Annotated in this window: 18 protein-coding genes; 10 read left to right on the top strand and 8 right to left on the bottom strand. The window is 68.4% G+C overall.

The window, feature by feature from the left end:
* Positions 1–52: 52 nt before the first annotated feature.
* Positions 53–655 carry a DUF1285 domain-containing protein gene (locus tag CHB86_RS01845; RefSeq protein WP_089230838.1) on the top strand — a complete coding sequence of 201 codons (603 nt, stop codon included), beginning with the start codon at positions 53–55 and terminating at the stop codon, positions 653–655.
* A gap of 112 nt (positions 656–767) precedes the next feature.
* Positions 768–1,007 (top strand): DUF2798 domain-containing protein, encoded by a 240-nt coding sequence (locus CHB86_RS01840; protein ID WP_089230837.1) that lies wholly within the window; start codon positions 768–770, stop codon positions 1,005–1,007.
* Positions 1,008–1,118: 111 nt separating this feature from the next.
* Here the strand turns inward: CHB86_RS01840 and CHB86_RS01835 are convergent, their stop codons facing one another.
* Positions 1,119–1,922 carry a crotonase/enoyl-CoA hydratase family protein gene (locus tag CHB86_RS01835; protein WP_089230836.1) on the bottom strand — a complete coding sequence of 268 codons (804 nt, stop codon included), beginning with the start codon at positions 1,920–1,922 and terminating at the stop codon, positions 1,119–1,121.
* Between the two features lie 430 nt (positions 1,923–2,352).
* On the opposite strand from CHB86_RS01835, the gene CHB86_RS24845 reads away from it, so the two are divergent.
* On the top strand, positions 2,353–2,838 hold the full coding sequence (locus CHB86_RS24845) for a CBU_0592 family membrane protein (protein WP_141134805.1): 486 nt from the start codon (positions 2,353–2,355) through the stop codon (positions 2,836–2,838).
* Here the strand turns inward: CHB86_RS24845 and polA are convergent.
* Positions 2,726–5,521 carry a DNA polymerase I gene (gene polA / locus CHB86_RS01825; RefSeq protein WP_089230834.1) on the bottom strand — a complete coding sequence of 932 codons (2,796 nt, stop codon included), beginning with the start codon at positions 5,519–5,521 and terminating at the stop codon, positions 2,726–2,728. The genes CHB86_RS24845 and polA overlap by 113 nt on opposite strands.
* A 161-nt stretch (positions 5,522–5,682) precedes the next feature.
* Here polA and CHB86_RS01820 point away from each other — a divergent pair, with 161 nt between their 5' ends.
* Entirely contained in the window at positions 5,683–6,621 is a 939-nt protein-coding gene (locus CHB86_RS01820; RefSeq protein ID WP_089230833.1) for a calcium/sodium antiporter, read from the top strand.
* 9 nt (positions 6,622–6,630) lie between these two features.
* On the opposite strand, the gene CHB86_RS01815 is transcribed toward CHB86_RS01820, so the two are convergent.
* On the bottom strand, positions 6,631–6,807 hold the full coding sequence (locus tag CHB86_RS01815) for a zinc-finger domain-containing protein (RefSeq protein ID WP_176442765.1): 177 nt from the start codon (positions 6,805–6,807) through the stop codon (positions 6,631–6,633).
* Between the two features lie 121 nt (positions 6,808–6,928).
* Here CHB86_RS01815 and CHB86_RS01810 point away from each other — a divergent pair, with 121 nt between their 5' ends.
* Both CHB86_RS01810 and CHB86_RS01805 read left to right on the top strand, forming a co-directional pair.
* Positions 6,929–7,873: an ABC transporter ATP-binding protein gene (locus CHB86_RS01810; RefSeq protein ID WP_089230831.1), complete on the top strand. Its 945-nt coding sequence runs from the start codon at positions 6,929–6,931 to the stop codon at positions 7,871–7,873.
* Positions 7,874–8,914 carry an ATP-binding protein gene (locus tag CHB86_RS01805; RefSeq protein ID WP_089230830.1) on the top strand — a complete coding sequence of 347 codons (1,041 nt, stop codon included), beginning with the start codon at positions 7,874–7,876 and terminating at the stop codon, positions 8,912–8,914.
* A 91-nt stretch (positions 8,915–9,005) separates the two neighbouring features.
* Here the strand turns inward: CHB86_RS01805 and CHB86_RS01800 are convergent, their stop codons facing one another.
* Together CHB86_RS01800 and CHB86_RS01795 are read right to left on the bottom strand one after the other, a co-directional pair.
* Positions 9,006–9,389: an HIT domain-containing protein gene (locus tag CHB86_RS01800; RefSeq protein WP_089230829.1), complete on the bottom strand. Its 384-nt coding sequence runs from the start codon at positions 9,387–9,389 to the stop codon at positions 9,006–9,008.
* Positions 9,390–9,409: 20 nt separating this feature from the next.
* Complete coding sequence (locus CHB86_RS01795; protein WP_089230828.1) at positions 9,410–10,987, bottom strand: DUF5928 domain-containing protein; 1,578 nt, start codon at positions 10,985–10,987, stop codon at positions 9,410–9,412.
* Between the two features lie 138 nt (positions 10,988–11,125).
* On the opposite strand from CHB86_RS01795, the gene CHB86_RS01790 reads away from it, so the two are divergent.
* Entirely contained in the window at positions 11,126–11,944 is an 819-nt protein-coding gene (locus tag CHB86_RS01790) for a sulfotransferase family protein (RefSeq protein WP_089230827.1), read from the top strand.
* A 236-nt stretch (positions 11,945–12,180) separates the two neighbouring features.
* On the opposite strand, the gene CHB86_RS01785 is transcribed toward CHB86_RS01790, so the two are convergent.
* The 3 genes from CHB86_RS01785 to nth form a co-directional block, all read right to left on the bottom strand.
* On the bottom strand, positions 12,181–12,420 hold the full coding sequence (locus tag CHB86_RS01785; protein ID WP_089230826.1) for a helix-turn-helix domain-containing protein: 240 nt from the start codon (positions 12,418–12,420) through the stop codon (positions 12,181–12,183).
* A 110-nt stretch (positions 12,421–12,530) separates the two neighbouring features.
* Positions 12,531–13,523 carry an adenosine kinase gene (locus tag CHB86_RS01780; RefSeq protein ID WP_089230825.1) on the bottom strand — a complete coding sequence of 331 codons (993 nt, stop codon included), beginning with the start codon at positions 13,521–13,523 and terminating at the stop codon, positions 12,531–12,533.
* A complete protein-coding gene (gene nth, locus CHB86_RS01775; RefSeq protein WP_089230824.1) occupies positions 13,520–14,161 on the bottom strand; it encodes an endonuclease III in 642 nt (213 codons plus the stop codon). The genes CHB86_RS01780 and nth overlap by 4 nt, the downstream gene beginning before the upstream one ends.
* A gap of 125 nt (positions 14,162–14,286) precedes the next feature.
* Here nth and CHB86_RS01770 point away from each other — a divergent pair, with 125 nt between their 5' ends.
* From CHB86_RS01770 to CHB86_RS01760, 3 genes are all read left to right on the top strand, one after another.
* Positions 14,287–15,135: a bifunctional helix-turn-helix domain-containing protein/methylated-DNA--[protein]-cysteine S-methyltransferase gene (locus CHB86_RS01770; RefSeq protein ID WP_089230823.1), complete on the top strand. Its 849-nt coding sequence runs from the start codon at positions 14,287–14,289 to the stop codon at positions 15,133–15,135.
* A 126-nt stretch (positions 15,136–15,261) separates the two neighbouring features.
* Entirely contained in the window at positions 15,262–15,915 is a 654-nt protein-coding gene (locus CHB86_RS01765) for a YiaD family glycine zipper/OmpA-like lipoprotein (RefSeq protein WP_089230822.1), read from the top strand.
* 101 nt (positions 15,916–16,016) lie between these two features.
* A complete protein-coding gene (locus tag CHB86_RS01760; RefSeq protein ID WP_089230821.1) occupies positions 16,017–16,784 on the top strand; it encodes a FadR/GntR family transcriptional regulator in 768 nt (255 codons plus the stop codon).
* The last annotated feature ends 93 nt before the right edge of the window (positions 16,785–16,877 follow it).

Below are 16,877 nucleotides of genomic sequence, written 5' to 3'. Positions count from 1 at the left end.
ACCTCGGGCTTTTCTCTCGGGACCAGTAAGGCAGATATTCCGGACGGAACAAATGACAAAAACGGGATCGGGGACAGGTCGGGCCACAGCCACGGCGGAAAGCCTTGCAGCCGCTTCGGGAAAGGCCGCGAAAAGCGGCGGTCTGCCGCCGGTGCACCTCTGGGATCCGCCGTTCTGCGGCGATCTGGATATGGAAATCCGCCGCGACGGCACCTGGTTCTACAACGGCACCCCGATCGGCAGGGCGCCGCTGGTGCGGCTCTTCTCGACGATCCTGCGCAGGGACGGCGACGCCTATTTCCTGGTCACGCCGGTCGAGAAGGTCGGGATCCGTGTCGAGGACGCGCCCTTCGTGGCGGTCGACGCCAATGTCGCAGGCGAGGGCGACAGCCAGGTGATCAGCTTCACCACCAACGTGGGCGACAGTGTGACCGCGGGGCCGGAGCACCCGATCCGGGTCGTGCGCGATCCCGAGACCGGCGAGCCCGCGCCCTACGTGCTGGTGCGGGTCAATCTCGAGGCGCTGATCGACCGCAAGACATTCTACCGGCTGGTCGAGCGCGGCGCGCACCATCCGCACAGGGGCGAGGAATGGTTCGGCCTGTGGTCGGGCGGCGTGTTCTTCCCGATGATTCCCGCGGCCGAACTGCCCTGAGCCGGCACGGGCCCGCATGGTCCCGGCAAGGGTGCACAGCGGGCCTGCGCGGATGCGGCTTCCCGGACGCGCGGTTTCGGCGTAACGGTCGGGCGGAGCAAACGAGGCCCGAATGATTCCCGCACGTTACGAACATTACCTGTTCTCGCTCGTCCTTTCGGGGATGATGTCGCTGATCGTCTCCGGCGTGTCGACGCTGCGCGCCATCGGCCTTGTCGAGGGCTTCCTGCCGATCTGGCTGTCGAGCTGGATCGCCGCTTGGGCGATCGCCTTTCCGGTGGTGATCTTCGTGGCCCCGCTGGCGCGGCGGATCGTGCACCGGATGGTGAAACCGGCGCCGCGCCCGGAATAGCTCCGAAGGTCGCGCAGGGGCGGAGGGCTCCCGCGCGTCGTCACGGCATCGAAGATGCCGCTCCTCCCCTTGGGCCGGGCCGCGCGCAGGCGCGCGGCAGGCCGGCGATCTTCACTGGTAGGACGGGCTGCGGTTCTGCAGGTTGGCCATCACCGCCTCGAGCTGGTTGGGCGAGCCCATCAGGCCGGCCTGCAACTCGGCCTCCAGCCGCAACTCCTGCTCGGCGTCGCCCTGGTACATCCGGTCGACCAGCCGCTTGGCGGCGCGCAGCGCGTCGGGCGAGCGGGCCGCCAGCGCCTCGGCAAAGGCGCGCGCCTCGGTCAGCGGATCGTCCGACAGACGCGTCACCAGCCCCATGCCCTGCGCCTCGGCGCCCTTGAGCACCCGCGCCGTCATCACCAGTTCCTTGGCGCGGTCCGCGCGCACCAGGCGGGGCAGGCTCTGCGAGATGCCCATGTCCGGGATCAGGCCCCATTTGCCCTCCATGATCGACAGCCGGCTGTCGGGCCGCGCGATGCGGAAATCGGTGCCCAGCGCGATCTGCAGACCGGCACCGAAACAGACGCCGTCCAGCGCTGCGATGACCGGCGCCGGCACCTCCGACCAGATGGTCGCCGGAAGCTGGAACCGGTTGGCGGCGGAGCCGTCGGGCGGCGCCAGCATCTCGGCCTTCACGGCATCGAGCTTGCCCGCCATCGCAGCGAGGACCCCGGTGTCGAGACCGGCGGAGAAATCCCCGCCCTCGCCCGCGAGGATCACCGCCCGCACCCCGGGCGCCGCGGCCAGCTCGCGGCCGACCTCGACCAGCCGGTCGAGCATTTCCAGCGTCAGGGCGTTCTTCTTGTCGGGTCTGGCCAGCCAGACCTCGGCCACCGGCCCTGACGGGCCGACAACACGAACATGGTGTTGGGACATCGATCTCTCCTCCGGGTTCCGCCGAGGAAACGCCACGCTTGCCCCGCACGTCAAGCATGACCGAGGGTCGCGGACCTGGAGGCGCCGGGTTTGGCGTTGCGGCGCGGCAGTACCGGCTGCGAGCCGGCCCGCGGAACGTGGAAGAAATGCCCCGCAGGTCTGGAATTCCATACCTGCCGCGATGCCAGGTTTACGTTAGGTTAGAGCATCTGAATTGACGAAGATGACACTCTCCTGACCGGCCAACGCCCGAAATTCATGCGGGCAGGATCGGAAGCCCACAGCCCGGGCCTCTCCGGAGGCCCGACAGACGAGACGGCCCCGACCCACCGGTCGAGACCGCCGGAAAGGTATTGCGACCACGCGTTCATTCCCGGGCCCAGACCCATCGTTTCGGGCGAGGCCAGACATCGATTATCGGACGACCATTATGATTGACCATTTTTCCCTGCCCGCCCATGTGCCGCTCCTGTTGCAGATCTGCGGCGTCATCGGTTCCGTCATTTACGTTGGCGGCTTCGCCCTGGTGCAATGCGAGCATGTCTGCGGCAATGGAACGGGCTATGCCGTTTCCAAGATCATTGCCGCGATGCTCGTCCTTCTGAGCCTGATCGACGCGTTCAACCTCGGCTCATTCCTGATCCAGATCGGGTTCATCACCTTCGGGTACTGGGGGCTGACCCGGCGACGGCCCGGCACGGCCGAGATCGCAGCCGCAGAGAGCGACGCGGTCGCGCCGGCGGCCGAAACGGGGCGCGCGCCCTTGCCGGCCGCGACGCCGCGCCGGGCGGGCACGCCTGGCGTCAGTGGGCTTCGGCCCAGTTTGCCCCCTGCCCCGCATCGACGACCAGCGGCACGTCGAGCTTCACCGCCGGCTCGGATGCGCTTTCCATCACCGTCCGAACCCGTTCGATGACCTGATCCACCGCGCCCGCGTCCACTTCGAAGATCAGTTCGTCGTGGACCTGCAGCAGCATCGTCGCGGGCAGGCCGGCGATCGCGTCTTCCATGCGGATCATCGCCCGACGGATCACGTCGGCGGCGGTTCCCTGGATCGGCGCGTTGATCGCGGCGCGCTTGGCGAAGCCCGCACCGGGGCCCTTGGCGTTGATCTCCGGCGTGTGGATCTTGCGGCCGAACAGGGTCTGGACGTAGCCGTGTTCCTTGGCGAAGGCGACGGTGTCGTCCATGTAGGCGCGGATGCCCGGGAAACGCTCGAAGTATCGGTCGATGAAGCCCTGCGCCTCGGCTCGCGGAATGCGCAGGTTGCGCGCGAGGCCGAAGCCGGAGATGCCGTAGATCACCCCGAAGTTGATCGCCTTGGCCTGCCGGCGGATGTCCGGCGTCATCTCCGCCATCGGCACGTCGAACATCTCCGACGCGGTCATGGCGTGGATGTCCTGCCCCTCGCGGAAGGCCTGTTTCAGCGCGTCGATCCCGGCGACATGGGCGAGGATGCGCAGTTCGATCTGGCTGTAGTCGAGGCTGACCAGCACCCGGCCCGGCTCGGCGACGAAAGCCTCGCGGATGCGCCGGCCCTCCTCGGAGCGGACGGGGATGTTCTGCAGGTTCGGATCGGTCGAGGCGAGGCGGCCGGTGTTGGCGCCGGACTGGATGTAGGAGGTGTGGACCCGCCCGGTATCGGGATTGATATGATCCTGAAGCGCGTCGGTATAGGTCGACTTGAGCTTCGAGAGCTGCCGCCAGTCGAGCACGCGGGCGGGCAGTTCGTGCTCGGTGGCCAGATCCTCCAGCACGTCGGCGGGGGTGGAATACTTGCCGGTCTTGCCCTTCTTGCCGCCTTCGAGGCCCATCTTCTCGAACAGGATCTCGCCGACCTGGCTCGGGGAGCCGACGTTGAAGCTCTCGCCGGCAAGCTCGTGGATCTCCGATTCCAGCGCCGCCATCTTCTGGGCGAAGGCGTTGGACATGCGGCTCAGCGTGTCGCGGTCGACCTTGACGCCGGCCATCTCCATCCGCGCCAGCACCGGCACCAGCGGCCGCTCCAGCGTCTCGTAGACGGTGGTGACCCGGGCCCGGTGGAGCTGCGGCCGGAAAGTTTCCCACAGGCGCAGGGTGATATCGGCATCCTCGGCGGCGTATTTCGCGGCCGTGGCGATCTCCACCTTGTCGAAGGTGATCTGGCTCTTGCCGGAGCCGATGAGTTCCTTGATCGGGATCGGCACGTGGCCGAGGTAGCGCTCCGACAGCGCGTCCATGCCGTGACCGTGCAGGCCCGCGTGCATGGCGTAGGACATCAGCATGGTGTCGTCGAAGGGCGCCACGTCGATGCCGTGGCGGGCAAGGATCTTGGCGTCGTATTTCATGTTCTGGCCGATCTTGAGGACCGCCGGGTCCTCGAGCACCGGCTTGAGCAGCGCCAGCGCCTCGTCCATCGGCATCTGCCCTTCGGCCAGCGCCTCGTCGGCAAAGAGCCCGTCGCCGCCGCCGGCCTTGTGGGCCAGCGGGATGTAGGCCGCCTGCCCGGCCTCGACGCTCAGGCAGATCCCCACCAGTCCGGCGGTCATCTCGTCGAGCCCGGTGGTCTCGGTGTCGACGGCGACATGGCCGCGGGCGTTGATCCGGTCGACCCAGACCTGCAGCGCGGCGGCATCGCGAACGATCTCGTAGGCGTCGTGGTCGAAGGGCCTGGCCACCGGCGCCTCGGAGGTCTCGGCGGCGGGCGCGGTCTCGGTGATCGCCGGGGCCTCGACGCCGAGCTGGTCGGCGATGCGCTTGGAGAGAGTGCGGAATTCCATCTCGGCGAGGAAGCCCAGCAGCGTCTCCGGGTCGGGTTCCCTGACCTCGAGATCGTCGAGCGTGAAGCCGAGCGGCGTGTTGCAGTCGAGCTGAACCAGCCGCTTCGACAGCTCGATCTGGTCGCGTTTCTCGATCAGGGTCTGGCGGCGCTTGGGCTGCTTGATCTCCTCGGCGCGGTCGAGCAGAGATTCGAGATCTCCATATTCCTGAATGAGTTGCGCGGCGGTCTTGATGCCGATTCCGGGGGCGCCGGGCACGTTGTCGACCGAATCGCCGGCCAGCGCCTGCACGTCGACCACCCGGTCGGGGCCGACGCCGAACTTTTCCTCGACCTGCTCGATGCCGATGCGCCGGTTCTTCATCGCGTCGAGCATCTCCACCCCGTCGCCGACGAGCTGCATCAGGTCCTTGTCCGAACTGATGATGGTGACCCGGCCGCCGGCGTCGCGGGCCTGGCAGGCGAGCGTGGCGATGATGTCGTCGGCCTCGAATCCCTCGATCTCCTCGCAGGCCACGTTGAAGGCGCGGGTCGCCTCTCGGGTCAGCGGGAACTGCGGCACCAGGTCTTCCGGCGCCGGCGGACGGTTGGCCTTGTAGAGGTCGTAGATCTCGTTGCGGAAGGACTTGCCCGAATAGTCGAAGATCACCGCCGCATGGGTCGGCGCGTCGGGGCCGGTGTTGCCCTCGATATAGCGGTGCAGCATGTTGCAGAAGCCCGCCACGGCGCCGATCGGCAGACCGTCGGACTTGCGCGTCAGCGGCGGCAGGGCGTGATAGGCGCGGAAAATGAAGGCCGAGCCGTCGATCAGGTGCAGGTGGTGTCCCTTGCCGAATGCCATTGCCGCGCGCTCCTTCGTGAATGCCCGACAGACCTACCCCGGCTTTCCGCGACGGTCCAGCGGAAGGCACTTGCGGAGCGGCGATGGCGCGCCCATCTGAGCGGTGCCGCACCCGGGGGCCCGACGGGCGGCACGCAGCAACCGGGCCCTCGGACAGACAGATGGATCTACTTCTCGTCGCGGCCGGCCTCGCCGCGCTCTTCTTCGGCGGCGACCGGCTGGTTGCCGGCGCCGTGGCCCTTGCCGGACGAGCGGGCCTTCCGCCGCTGGTGATCGGGCTGACCATCGTCGGCTTCGGCACCTCGATGCCGGAGCTGGTGACCAGCGTGCAGGCCGCCCTGCAGGATTCGCCCGGCATCGCGGTCGGCAACGTCGTGGGCTCCAACATCGCCAACATCCTGCTGATCCTCGGCGCGGCGGCGCTGGTGGCGCCGATTGCCGTGGCGCCCGACGCGCTGCGCCGCGACGGCACGGCGCTCGCCGTCGTCACCCTGCTGGCCGCGGCGCTGCTCCTGCCCGGCAGCCTCGGGCGCGCCGGTGGCGCCCTGCTCCTCGCGGGGCTCGGCGCCTACCTGCTGCTGGCGCTCCGCGGCGCGAGAGCCGAACCGGAGCCCGCCTATCCGGTCGAAATGGAGATTGCGCCGCAGACGATGTCGCGCGCGGCGCTGGAGTTCGGCTTCGGCCTGCTGCTGACGCTGGCCGGCGCGCACCTGCTGGTGCGTGGCGCGGTGTCGCTGGCCGCCGGGCTCGGCGTGCCGGACGCGGTCATCGGGCTCAGCATCGTCGCCATCGGCACCTCGCTGCCCGAGCTGGTGACCTCGGTCACCGCAGCGCGGCGCGGCCATGCCGACGTCGCCCTCGGCAACGTGATCGGCAGCAACATCTTCAACCTTCTGGGCATTCTCGGCACGACGGCGCTGGTGCGGCCGATCGGCGGGCTGCGCCCCGAATCCACGATCGACCTCGGCGTGATGATCGGCGCCACCGCGCTTCTGCTGCTGGTCGCCTTCACCGGGCGCAAGGTCACGCGCACCGAGGGCGCGGTGCTCTGCGGTCTCTACGCGGCCTATCTCGGCTGGCTGGCGATGCAGACGCACTGACCCGCCGGGTCAGTGCGCCTTCGCGTCCTTGGCCAGCACGAATTTCTTGTCGCAATAGGGGCACTCGACCTCGCCGTCCTCACCGAGGCTGAGCCAGACCCGCGGATGGCCCAGCGCGCCTTCGCCGCCGTCGCAGGCGACGCGGTTCGTGGTGACCACTTCGGTTTCGGGCGGCTCGGGAATCACGCTCATGAACAAGGCTCCTGCGGAACTTTCGGGCGGCCGGCTTGTCGCGCCGGCCGGCGCGTCTTAGGTTCCCGGCATCATAGGGAACGCCCGGTTGCGGGCAAGTGCCGGAGCGCCACATATGAGCCAGTTCGCCATCGAGATCGAGGGTCTCACCAAGACCTACGCCGGCCAGCGTGGCGTGGCCCCCAAGACGGCGCTCGACGGGGTGGACCTCAAGGTGCCGCAGGGCAGCATCTTCGGCCTGCTGGGGCCGAACGGCGCGGGCAAGTCGACGCTGATCAACATCCTCGCCGGGCTGGTCCGCAAATCCGCCGGCACGGTGCGGATCTGGGGATTCGACCAGGACGTGAACCCGCGCCAGAGCCGCGCCGCCATCGGGGTGATGCCGCAGGAGCTGAACATGGACCCGTTCTTCACGCCGCGCGCCTCGCTCGACGTGCAGGCCGGGCTTTACGGCGTGCCGAAGGCGCAGCGGCGAACCGACGAGATCCTCGCGATGATCGGGCTGTCGGACAAGGCTGACGCCTATTCGCGCACGCTCTCGGGCGGTATGCGGCGGCGGCTGCTGCTGGGCAAGGCGCTGGTGCACGCGCCGCATGTGCTGGTGCTTGACGAGCCGACGGCGGGCGTCGACATCGAGCTGCGCCAGATGCTGTGGCAGAACGTGCGACGGCTGAACGCCGAGGGCATGACGATCATCCTGACCACCCATTACCTCGAAGAGGCGGAGGAGATGTGCGACGAGATCGCCATCATCCACCAGGGCCGCAAGATCGCCCATGACCAGACCTCCCGCCTGATCGGCCGGCTTGACGCGAAGACGCTGGTGATCCACCCAGCCGAGGCCGCGCCGGAAGGCCTGGCCCTGCCCGAGGGCGTCGAGATGGAGCGCCGCGGCGACGGCGCGCTCGCGCTCTCCTATCGCCGGGGCCGGACCTCGGCCGAGGATGTGCTCGACGCGGTGCGCGCCGCCGGCATCCGCATCCAGGACGTCGCCACCGAGGAGCCGAACCTCGAGGACGTGTTCCTCGCGCTGACCCGCAGCGAGACCGAGGCGGCCTGAATGCGGCTCGCCCCGCTCGACGCCGCCCGGGCCGGCGCCGTCCCCTACCTGCGCGCCCTGTCCGAAGCCGCCGAGGCGCTTGGCGGGCGGCTCGAGCTGGAGACGGAGCACGCCTTCATCGGCCGCTACACCCCGCCCGGCCGGCCGCCGCGCCCGATTCTTGGCCGGTCCCTCGGTCTCAATGCCGATGCCGCCGCCGCGCTGGCCGGCGACAAGGATTACACCGCGCGCTGGCTGGCCGCCGCAGGGCTGCCCGCACCCGAGGGGCTGCTGGTCTTCTCGCCCGCCTTCCGCGACCGGATGGCGCTCAAGAACGCCGCGGTGGCCGAACGCCTGCCCGGCCTGGAGGCCGCGCGGACCTTCGCGGCGGCACATGGCTTCCCGGTGGTGCTCAAGCCGAATGACGGCGCGCAGGGGCGCGGGGTCCGGGTCGCCGCCGATGCCGCGGACCTGGAGCAGGACATCGCCGCCGGCTGGGCCGAGGACGACAGGCTGCGCCTCGAGGCGCATGTGCGCGGGCGCGATTACCGCCTGCTGGTGCTGGAGGACCGCGTGCCGATCGCCTACGAACGGCTGCCGCTGTCGATCACCGGCGATGGGCGGCGCAGCGTCTCCGCGCTGATCGCCGACACGCTCGCCCGGATCGCCGCGAGCCACCGCGGCGCCAAGGTCGCCGCCGACGATTCCCGCCTGCTGCGCCGCCTCGCCGCCGAAGGGCTGGACGGGTCGAGCGTGCTTGCCGAGGGGCGGTGCCTGCCGCTCCTGTCCAGCGCCAACCTCTCCACGGGTGGCCGTCTCCGCGACCTGAGCGGACAGCTTCCCAAAGCGGCCGAAGCCCTCGCCGTCGCTGCCGTTCGGAGCCTCGGACTGACCTTTGCCGGGGTCGACATCCTCGCCCCGGATCTCGCAACCGGCACCGAGGGCGCTGTGATCCTCGAGGTCAACGCCTCCCCCGGGCTCGACTTCTACGCCGCCGAGGGCCCCGAGCATTTCGCCCGCACCCGCGACGTGCTCCACGCCGCCCTGTCGCGCCTCGGCTGAGCCGGGCGCCGACCGCCCGAAGGGCTCAGGAGGAATGCGCCGCAGGCGCGCAATCTGGCGAGCGGCTCTCCCCCCCGCGGCCCGGAGGGTCTTACTCTGCCGGCGCCAGCATCCGGCCGAGCATCCGGCCGCCCAGAATGTGCACATGCAGATGCGGCACCTCCTGCACGCCGTGGACGCCGGCATTGGCGATCAGCCGGCAACCGTCGCCCGCCGCGTCGGCCTGCACGCCGAGCATCTTGCAGATCTTGCCGACCGCGCGGGTGAAATCGAGGATCTCCGCGTCGGAAGCCTCGAGCGCGAAATGGTCGTAGCAGACGTAATGCCCCTTCGGGACCACCAGCACATGCACAGGCGCCTGGGGCGCGATGTCGTGGAAGGCCAGCGAATGCTCGGTCTCCAGCACCGTCCTGTTGGGGATCTCCCCGCGCAGGATCTTCGCGAAAACATTCTGGTCGTCATAGACATAGGCCATGGGAGCCCCCTTCGATCTGGTCAATCCGCATAAAGGTCCTCGGCAGAGGCGATCTCGCGTGCCGTTTCCATCGGTATAGACAGGAATTGCGCCAGCCGCATCGCGTTCTCGTCCACCGAGGCGCTTTGCCGTATCCGCAGGTGGCGCGAGAAGCCGGCCGCCTGCATCCTCTCGGCCTCGTGGCGGATCGAGTTGCGCACCGCCGGCAGCACCTGCTCCAGCGCCTCCCGCGGCGCCGACTGGCCCAGCAGCCCGACCCGGCGGGCGTGCCCGAGCAGGTAATCGTCGTCGAAATCGCAGTCGATCTCGAGGATCCGGGTGGTCGAGGGGTCGGCGTCGAAATCCTGCATCATGTCGAGCATCGCCGGATCGAGGCAGAGCACCAGCCGCCGGGTGTCGAGCGCGCCGAACAGCATGTTCACCAGCACCCGCCGGTGCCGCATCCGCTTTTCCAGACCGCGCTCGATGCCGCCGAGATCCGGCAGCGGCGTGCTCTCCTCGTTGAACAGGTACTCGATGCCCGGCAAGCCGGTTCGGTGCCGGATCAGCCCGAGCAACCGCTTGGCAACATGCCACTTCTTGCAGACCACGAGCAGCAGTTCCTTGTCGCGCCCGAGGCTGCCCTCGCTCTCCCAGAACCGCGGGGCGAAGCGCCGCCCCTCACGCCCCCGTCCGGTGAGGAAAGCGAAGAGGTTCCGCCCCTCGTCGGAGATCTCGAAGCTCCGGCCGGTCTCGGCATAGAGCCGCCCCAGCCGCAGCCGCAGCTCCGTGGCCTCCGGGCTGATCTTGCGGGCAAAGAGCGCGTCCTGCCGGAGCAGCAGGTCGTAATGGTCGTTGTAGAAGGTCACCGGCATTCCGTAGTCGGTGAACATCAGGAAGGTCAGGGTGCGCGAGCGGATCTCCTCGCGGCGCACGAGGTGGCGCACGAGGGTCTGGAAAAAGGTCTCGTCCGGGATCCAGGTGGTGGAGAAGAAGCGCAGCACGTCGGGCCGCTCGGTACAGAAGGCCAGAACCGCCTCGATGGTCGACCGGCGCAGGCACCACCATTGCGAGCCGATCATCACCTGCAGATCCGGCGGCACCTCCCGGGTCAGCCCCAGCCGCTTCTGCACTTCCAGAGAGGCATAGAACAGCCGCTTGCGCTTGCGCTCGTTGAACAGGTGGCGATAGATCAGCCGCTCTTCCCGGAAGCCGGTCTTGATCCAGCCGCCGTCATGAAAGTCGACGGATTCGATGTAGTCCACGTCCTCGGCGGCCAGGAAGGCATGGGTGTATTCCGCCGACTTGACCGGCAGGCAATCCCCCGAGAGCATGTAGAAATGGCTGGCCTGCGGAAAGGCCGCGACGGCCGCGCGGACGGCCTCGAGCGTCGCGGCCACCAGAGACCATTCCCCCCATCCGCACTTGTAGCGCCGTGCGGCGAAGGTGACATTCGGATTGTCGTCGAGCTCCGTTCGGATCGCCGCATCCAGCGCGCGCGGCGCCCGTGCGTCGAAATGGATCGAGACGCAATCGCCCGCCGCCGTGAGCCGCCGCGCCTGCGCGACGACCGCGTCTGGGTCCTTGTGACAGAGCAGGATATAGGCGATCTGGACCATGGGGCTCTAGTTCGTTGTAGTTCTGTCGCTGGTTCAAGGGGATATCTTGATCGGCGATTGAATTGACAGGGTTTGTTTGCTTTTTTGTGCGCATTTCCGCGTCGAGCGCGGACCGGCGCGAGGGGAAGGACGGGCGCAATGGGATTTCCCGGGATCTGGATGACCGAGAGCGAGAGCATGGTCTATCGCGTGGTGCCGAAATGCGCCTGCTCCACCATCGGGCAGATCATGTATTTCTCCGACCACGGGCGCTTTTACGAGGGCGACATCCACGACGCGCAGGATGGGCTGCACAAGTGGATGCGCGAGGAGAGCCAGGGTCCGATCGAGGCCAACGTGCAAGCGCACCGCTCGCTCGCCTTCACCTGCGTGCGCAACCCCTATGCGCGGATCCTGTCGTCGTTCTTCGACAAGATCTGCGGCATCCAGCGCAACGGCCGCCGGTATCGCGGCAACCTGGTGCCGCTGCTGATCCAGAAATACGGGATCGAGGTGGGCGACCCGGAGAGCGGCTTCGAGTTCGACCAGGTGCGCAGCTTCCGCCGGTTCCTGCTGTTCGCCCGCGACACCATCCGTTTCCGCCGCCCTATGGATCCCGACATCCACTGGTCGGCCATGTCCGGCCACATCTCCACCTTCATCTGCAACGGCGGCCGCTACGACCGGATCTTCTGGACCGAGCGGTTCAACGACGGAATGCAGTCGGTGCTCGACTCGGTGGAAACACCGCACCCGGTGGTGCTGTCCGAAATCCCGAGGTTCAACGAGAGCGAGGGGCACGGACCGAAGCGCGCCCACCCGGTGAGCGCCTATTTCGACGACCTGTCGATGCATCTGGTCTACGAGATCTACAAGCAGGATTTCGAGCTGTTCCGGTACGATTTCGACAATCCCGACAACAAGATGCCGACCAGCGAGATCGACCTCGACGAGGTCCACGCCAAGCTCGGCGACTGAGCGATGCGCCAGCGCCGGCCAGCGGCCGGCGCCACCCCCAACGCCCGGCAAGCGCGTCAGCGCGCAGACCGGGGGGCGGGAGGCTCCCGCCGCTCGTCGCGGCATCGGGGATGCCGCTCCTCCCGTTGGGCCGAGCCGCGCGTTCCGCGCGGTGCGATCTTTCGGACGAAAGATCGTGCCTCCGGCGGAGATTTTTCCGGACGGGTGAAGACGCGGGACCACTTGAGTCCGGCGGGTCAGTCCTTGGCCTTGGAGCCGAGGCGGACAGTGAGCTCGTAGCCACCGTCGGTCTCGCGCCAGGTCGCCCCGTGCCTGGCAAGGGCGCGTTCCAGCGCACGGACAGTGGAATACCCTGCCCCGGCGCCCCCTTCGAGGCGCTTGAGGGTCTGGACATGGACACCGGCCGCGGCGGCCAGTTCCTTCTGCTTCAATCCAGCGGCACGACGTGCGCGGGATATCACCTCGCCGATCTTCATTGCGGCCGAATGGCACCTCAAGGTGCGAAAATCAATCGCAAAGTCCGATAACGCTACGCAAGGTACAGGATATGTTTCCTCGCGCCCACCCGTCGTGGCGGGTGCCCGCGTCAGACGAGGCCAGCCTGGCGGAACAGGTCGTAGGTATCGGTCTCCGGGCGCGGGCCCATGTGGCCGATCACCTCGCCAGCGCAGATCACGCCCATGCGCCCGCAGGTTTCAAGGTCGCGCCCGGTGCTGAGGCCGTAGAGGAAGCCCGCTGCGAACTGGTCGCCCGCGCCCGTGGCATCGACCGGGGTCACCCTGTGGACCGGCACTTCGACCCGTTCCTCGTCGCGGATCAGGATCACGTCGTCCCCCGACCGGGTGCAGACCACGAGCCCGCAATCGGCCGCGGCGTGGGCCAGGGCAGTCTCGAGGTCCTCGGTCTGGTAGAGCGAGGCCCATTCGTGGACGTTGCCGATGACGTAATCCATCTGCTCGGCCACCAGCTTGCGGAAGTCGTCGCGATGGCGGTCGACGCAGAACGGGTCGGAGAGCGCGATGCCCGCCTGCCCGCCCGCGGCCTTGCAGAGCTGCGCCGCCTTGAGGAAGGCGTCCTTGCCCTTGTCCTTGTCGAAGAGGTAGCCCTCGAGGAACAGGATCTCGGCGCCGGAGGCGACCGTGTCGGGCACGTCGTCGGGACCCAGCTCGGCGGAGATTCCGAGGTAGGTGTTCATCGACCGCTCGCCGTCGGGCGAGACGAAGATCATAGAGCGCGAGGTCGGCAGTTCGCCGTCCGGCACCGGCGCGTTGACGAAATCGGTGCCGCCGGCGGCGAGCGCATCCGCGTAGTAGCGGCCAAGCGCGTCGTCGTGCACGCGCCCCATGAAGGCGGTCTTCAACCCGAGATGCCCGAGGCCGGCGAGGGTGTTGGCCACCGAGCCGCCCGGCGCCTGCTTGCGGTCGTTCATCGCGGCATAGAGGATCTCGGCCCGCTCGCGCTCCACGAGCTGCATGATCCCCTTCCCGATACCCATGATGTCGAGGAAGCTGTCGTCGGAATGCGCCAGCACGTCGACGATGGCGTTGCCGATACCGGCGACCTTGTAACTCGGGCTCATTCGACACCTTCCTTCGGGCAGAGATCGGCGATCACGCAGATTGCGCAATTGGGCTTTCGCGCCTTGCAAACATAGCGGCCGTGCAGGATCAACCAGTGATGCGCGTGGCGGGCGAAATCGGCCGGGACGTTGTCCTCGATGGCGCGCTCCACGGCGATCACGTCCTTGCCGGGCGCGATCCCGGTCCGGTTGGCGACGCGGAAGATGTGGGTATCGACCGCCTGGGTCGGCATCCCCCACCACATGTTCAGCACCACGTTGGCCGTCTTGCGGCCCACCCCGGGCAGGCTTTCCAGCGCGGCGCGGGAATTGGGCACCTCGCCGCCGAATTCCTCCACGAGGATGCGGGAGAGCTTCATCACGTTCTTCGCCTTGTTGCGGAACAGCCCGATGGTCTTGATGTGCTCGATCAGGGCCTCCTCGCCCAGCTCCAGCATCTGCTGCGGGGTCGAGACCTTCTCGAAGAGCGGCCGGGTGGCGCGGTTCACGCCCTTGTCGGTCGCCTGCGCCGAGAGGGCGACGGCCACCAGAAGCGTGTAGGCATTGGTGTGCTCCAGCTCGCCCTTCGGTTCGGGCTCGCTCTCGCGAAACCGTTCGAAGACCTGCCGCATCGCGGAATAGGGAAGTTGCCGGACCATCTGAGCCTCCGCTGCCACCGCACCGGTTTAGCCCGATCGGCGGCAGATGCAACGCAAGGCGCAGGAAACGGGTCGCGCGGGACGCCGCGGCGGCCTAGGTTTCGGTCCAGCGGGAAGGAGCCGAGATGAACGTCCCTAGCAACAACTACCATTTCCAGGTCATGCGCCGGGCGCTCGACGAGATCGACGCGGCGGCGGAGGCCGGCGAGGCGCTGTCGCTCGACGCGCTGGCGGCACGGATGCAGATGAGTCCCGCGCATTTCCAGCGGCTGTTCAGCAGCTGGGTCGGCGTGTCTCCGAAGCGGTATCAGCAATACCTCGCGCTCGGCCAGGCCAAGGCGATGCTGCGCGAGCGGTTCACCACGCTGGAGGCGGCGGACGCGGTGGGGCTGTCGGGCAGCAGCCGGCTGCACGACATGTTCCTGCGGTGGGAGGCGATGACCCCCGGGGAATATGCCAAGGGCGGCGCGGGGCTGGAGATCTTCTGGGGCTGGTTCGAGAGCCCCTTCGGCCCGGCGCTGGTGATGGCGACCGAAAAGGGGATCTGCGGCATCGGCTTTGCCGCCGAGACCGGCGCGGAGGCGGCGATGGAGGACATGCTCTCGCGCTGGCCCGAGGCCAGCTTCACCGAGGATCCGATGGCGATCCGCCCCTGGGTGCAGGCGGCCTTTGGCGAGACGACCGGCGAGGCGCGGCTGTTCCTGATCGGCGCGCCGTTCCAGATCAAGGTCTGGGAGGCGCTGCTGGCGATCCCCACGGGCCATGTGACCACCTATTCCGAGATCGCGGGCGCCATCGGAAACCCGCGGGCGGTGCGCGCGGTCGGCACGGCGGTGGGGCGCAACCCGATCTCATGGCTGATCCCCTGCCACCGGGCGATCCGCAAGTCCGGCGCGCTCGGCGGCTATCACTGGGGCCTGCCGGTCAAGCGCGCGCTGCTGGCCTGGGAATCGGCGCGGGCCGACGCCCGCTGACCGGACCGCGCGCCGTGCTACGGGCCGTTGCGCGAATCCCCGCTCTTTCGGCGATAAGTGGCTGCAATTGCAGGTCGCGTGGCATAGAATCAGGCCAGACAAAAAAACCAACGCGAGGCAAAGAGCATGATCCCCCTCCGTCTGACTGCCGTGGCCCTGTGCGGCACGCTGGCCCTGACCGCCTGTACCGATCCCGCACAACTCAATCCCGATGCCAACTACACCCAGCAGGGCGCGCTCACCGGGGGCATCCTCGGCGCGGCGACCGGGCTCGCCGTTGGCGGCCCAAGCGTGAAGAACGCGGCGATCGGCGCGGCGATCGGCGCCGGCGCCGGTGCGATCGCCGGCAACCAGCTCGACAAGCAGGCCGAGGCGCTGCGCCAGTCGATCGGGAACCCGAACATCATCATCAACCGCCAGGGCGACGTGCTGGTCGTGACCATGCCGCAGGACATCCTGTTCGACATCGACAGCACCGAGGTCCGTCCGGCGCTGGCCGGCGACCTGGCCGCGCTGGCCGCGAACCTCAACCAGTATCCCGACACCACCGCCGAGATCGTCGGGCACACCGACAACACCGGCGAGGCGCAGTACAACCAGGACCTCTCGGTGCGCCGTGCGCAGGCCGTGGCCGGGATCGTCATGGCCAATGGCGTTCCCGCCTACCGGGTGAGCGCGATCGGCCGCGGCGAGGATGCACCCGTTGCCTCCAACCTGACCGAAGAGGGCCGCGCGCAGAACCGCCGCGTGGACATCCTGATCCGGCCCACCGGCGCCTGAGACCCGGCCTGACGAACGTGCCCCGCGCCTTCGCGCGGGGCCGCTTGCCGTTGCCGGTGAAAGGTGGTCAACTTACTTGACCAATTTCCGCAGGCCGCCCCATGCCCTTCACACCCGTCGATTCCGAGAAACTCAGCCAGGCGGTGGTCCGGCAGATCGAGCTGCTGATCCTGCGCGGCGTGCTGCGGCCGGGGGAGCGTCTGCCGGCGGAGCGCGACCTCGCCGAACGGCTCGCAGTCTCGCGCCCGTCCCTGCGCGAGGCGCTGTCGGAGCTCGAGGAGCGCGGCCTGATCCTGCGCCGCGCCAGTGCGGGGATCTTCGTGGCCGACGTGCTGGGGCCGGCCTTCTCGGAGCCGCTGATCCGGCTGTTCTCGGCCCATGACGAGGCGGTCTTCGACTTCATCGCCTTTCGCCGGGACATCGAGGGGCTGGCCGCCGAACGCGCCGCCCGGCTCGGCTCCGACACCGACCTCGCGGTGATCGCCGAGATCTTCCGCCAGATGGAGACCGCCCACGAGGGCCGCTCCGGCAGCGAGGAGGCGCGGCTCGACGCCGAGTTCCACATGGCGATCATCGAGGCCGGCCACAACCTGGTGACGCTGCACATGATGCGGGCGATGTACCAGCTGCTGCAGGAGGGCGTGTTCTTCAACCGCAAGGCGATGTTCCGGCAGCGCACGACCCGCGTCGCCCTGCTGGACCAGCACCGCGCCGTTCACGATGCCATCCGCCAGCGTGATCCGGCCGCAGCGCGCACCGCGGTCGAGGCCCATCTGGACTATGTCCAGCAGGCGATGCTGGACCAGCGGCGGGCCGACCACCACGAGATGGTCGCGCGGCAGCGATTGCAGCACGCCAGCAACTCCTGAGGCGCGCGGGAAATTCCCGACCGATTGTGCTAGGCTGACGCAAGGGCAGTGAAGCCGGCGCAGATCGGAGCGACAATCGAAACGGGAGGACAC

This window comes from Tropicimonas sediminicola, from assembly GCF_900188335.1.
Taxonomy (GTDB): Bacteria; Pseudomonadota; Alphaproteobacteria; order Rhodobacterales; family Rhodobacteraceae; genus Tropicimonas; species Tropicimonas sediminicola.
This window is presented reverse-complemented; position numbering and strand designations above follow the sequence as displayed.

Bases quoted from the DNA above. Each gene is read 5' to 3' on its own strand.
- CHB86_RS01770 (WP_089230823.1), top strand. From the start codon at position 14,287: ATGAACGTCCCTAGCAACAACTACCATTTCCAGGTCATGCGCCGGGCG.
- CHB86_RS01780 (WP_089230825.1), bottom strand. From the start codon at position 13,523: ATGAGCCCGAGTTACAAGGTCGCCGGTATCGGCAACGCCATCGTCGAC.
- CHB86_RS01790 (WP_089230827.1), top strand. From the start codon at position 11,126: ATGGGATTTCCCGGGATCTGGATGACCGAGAGCGAGAGCATGGTCTAT.
- CHB86_RS01810 (WP_089230831.1), top strand. From the start codon at position 6,929: ATGAGCCAGTTCGCCATCGAGATCGAGGGTCTCACCAAGACCTACGCC.
- CHB86_RS01765 (WP_089230822.1), top strand. From the start codon at position 15,262: ATGATCCCCCTCCGTCTGACTGCCGTGGCCCTGTGCGGCACGCTGGCC.
- CHB86_RS01835 (WP_089230836.1), bottom strand. From the start codon at position 1,922: ATGTCCCAACACCATGTTCGTGTTGTCGGCCCGTCAGGGCCGGTGGCC.
- CHB86_RS01840 (WP_089230837.1), top strand. From the start codon at position 768: ATGATTCCCGCACGTTACGAACATTACCTGTTCTCGCTCGTCCTTTCG.
- polA (WP_089230834.1), bottom strand. From the start codon at position 5,521: ATGGCATTCGGCAAGGGACACCACCTGCACCTGATCGACGGCTCGGCC.
- CHB86_RS01760 (WP_089230821.1), top strand. From the start codon at position 16,017: ATGCCCTTCACACCCGTCGATTCCGAGAAACTCAGCCAGGCGGTGGTC.
- CHB86_RS24845 (WP_141134805.1), top strand. From the start codon at position 2,353: ATGATTGACCATTTTTCCCTGCCCGCCCATGTGCCGCTCCTGTTGCAG.
- CHB86_RS01785 (WP_089230826.1), bottom strand. From the start codon at position 12,420: ATGAAGATCGGCGAGGTGATATCCCGCGCACGTCGTGCCGCTGGATTG.
- CHB86_RS01805 (WP_089230830.1), top strand. From the start codon at position 7,874: ATGCGGCTCGCCCCGCTCGACGCCGCCCGGGCCGGCGCCGTCCCCTAC.
- CHB86_RS01845 (WP_089230838.1), top strand. From the start codon at position 53: ATGACAAAAACGGGATCGGGGACAGGTCGGGCCACAGCCACGGCGGAA.
- CHB86_RS01795 (WP_089230828.1), bottom strand. From the start codon at position 10,987: ATGGTCCAGATCGCCTATATCCTGCTCTGTCACAAGGACCCAGACGCG.
- CHB86_RS01800 (WP_089230829.1), bottom strand. From the start codon at position 9,389: ATGGCCTATGTCTATGACGACCAGAATGTTTTCGCGAAGATCCTGCGC.
- nth (WP_089230824.1), bottom strand. From the start codon at position 14,161: ATGGTCCGGCAACTTCCCTATTCCGCGATGCGGCAGGTCTTCGAACGG.
- CHB86_RS01820 (WP_089230833.1), top strand. From the start codon at position 5,683: ATGGATCTACTTCTCGTCGCGGCCGGCCTCGCCGCGCTCTTCTTCGGC.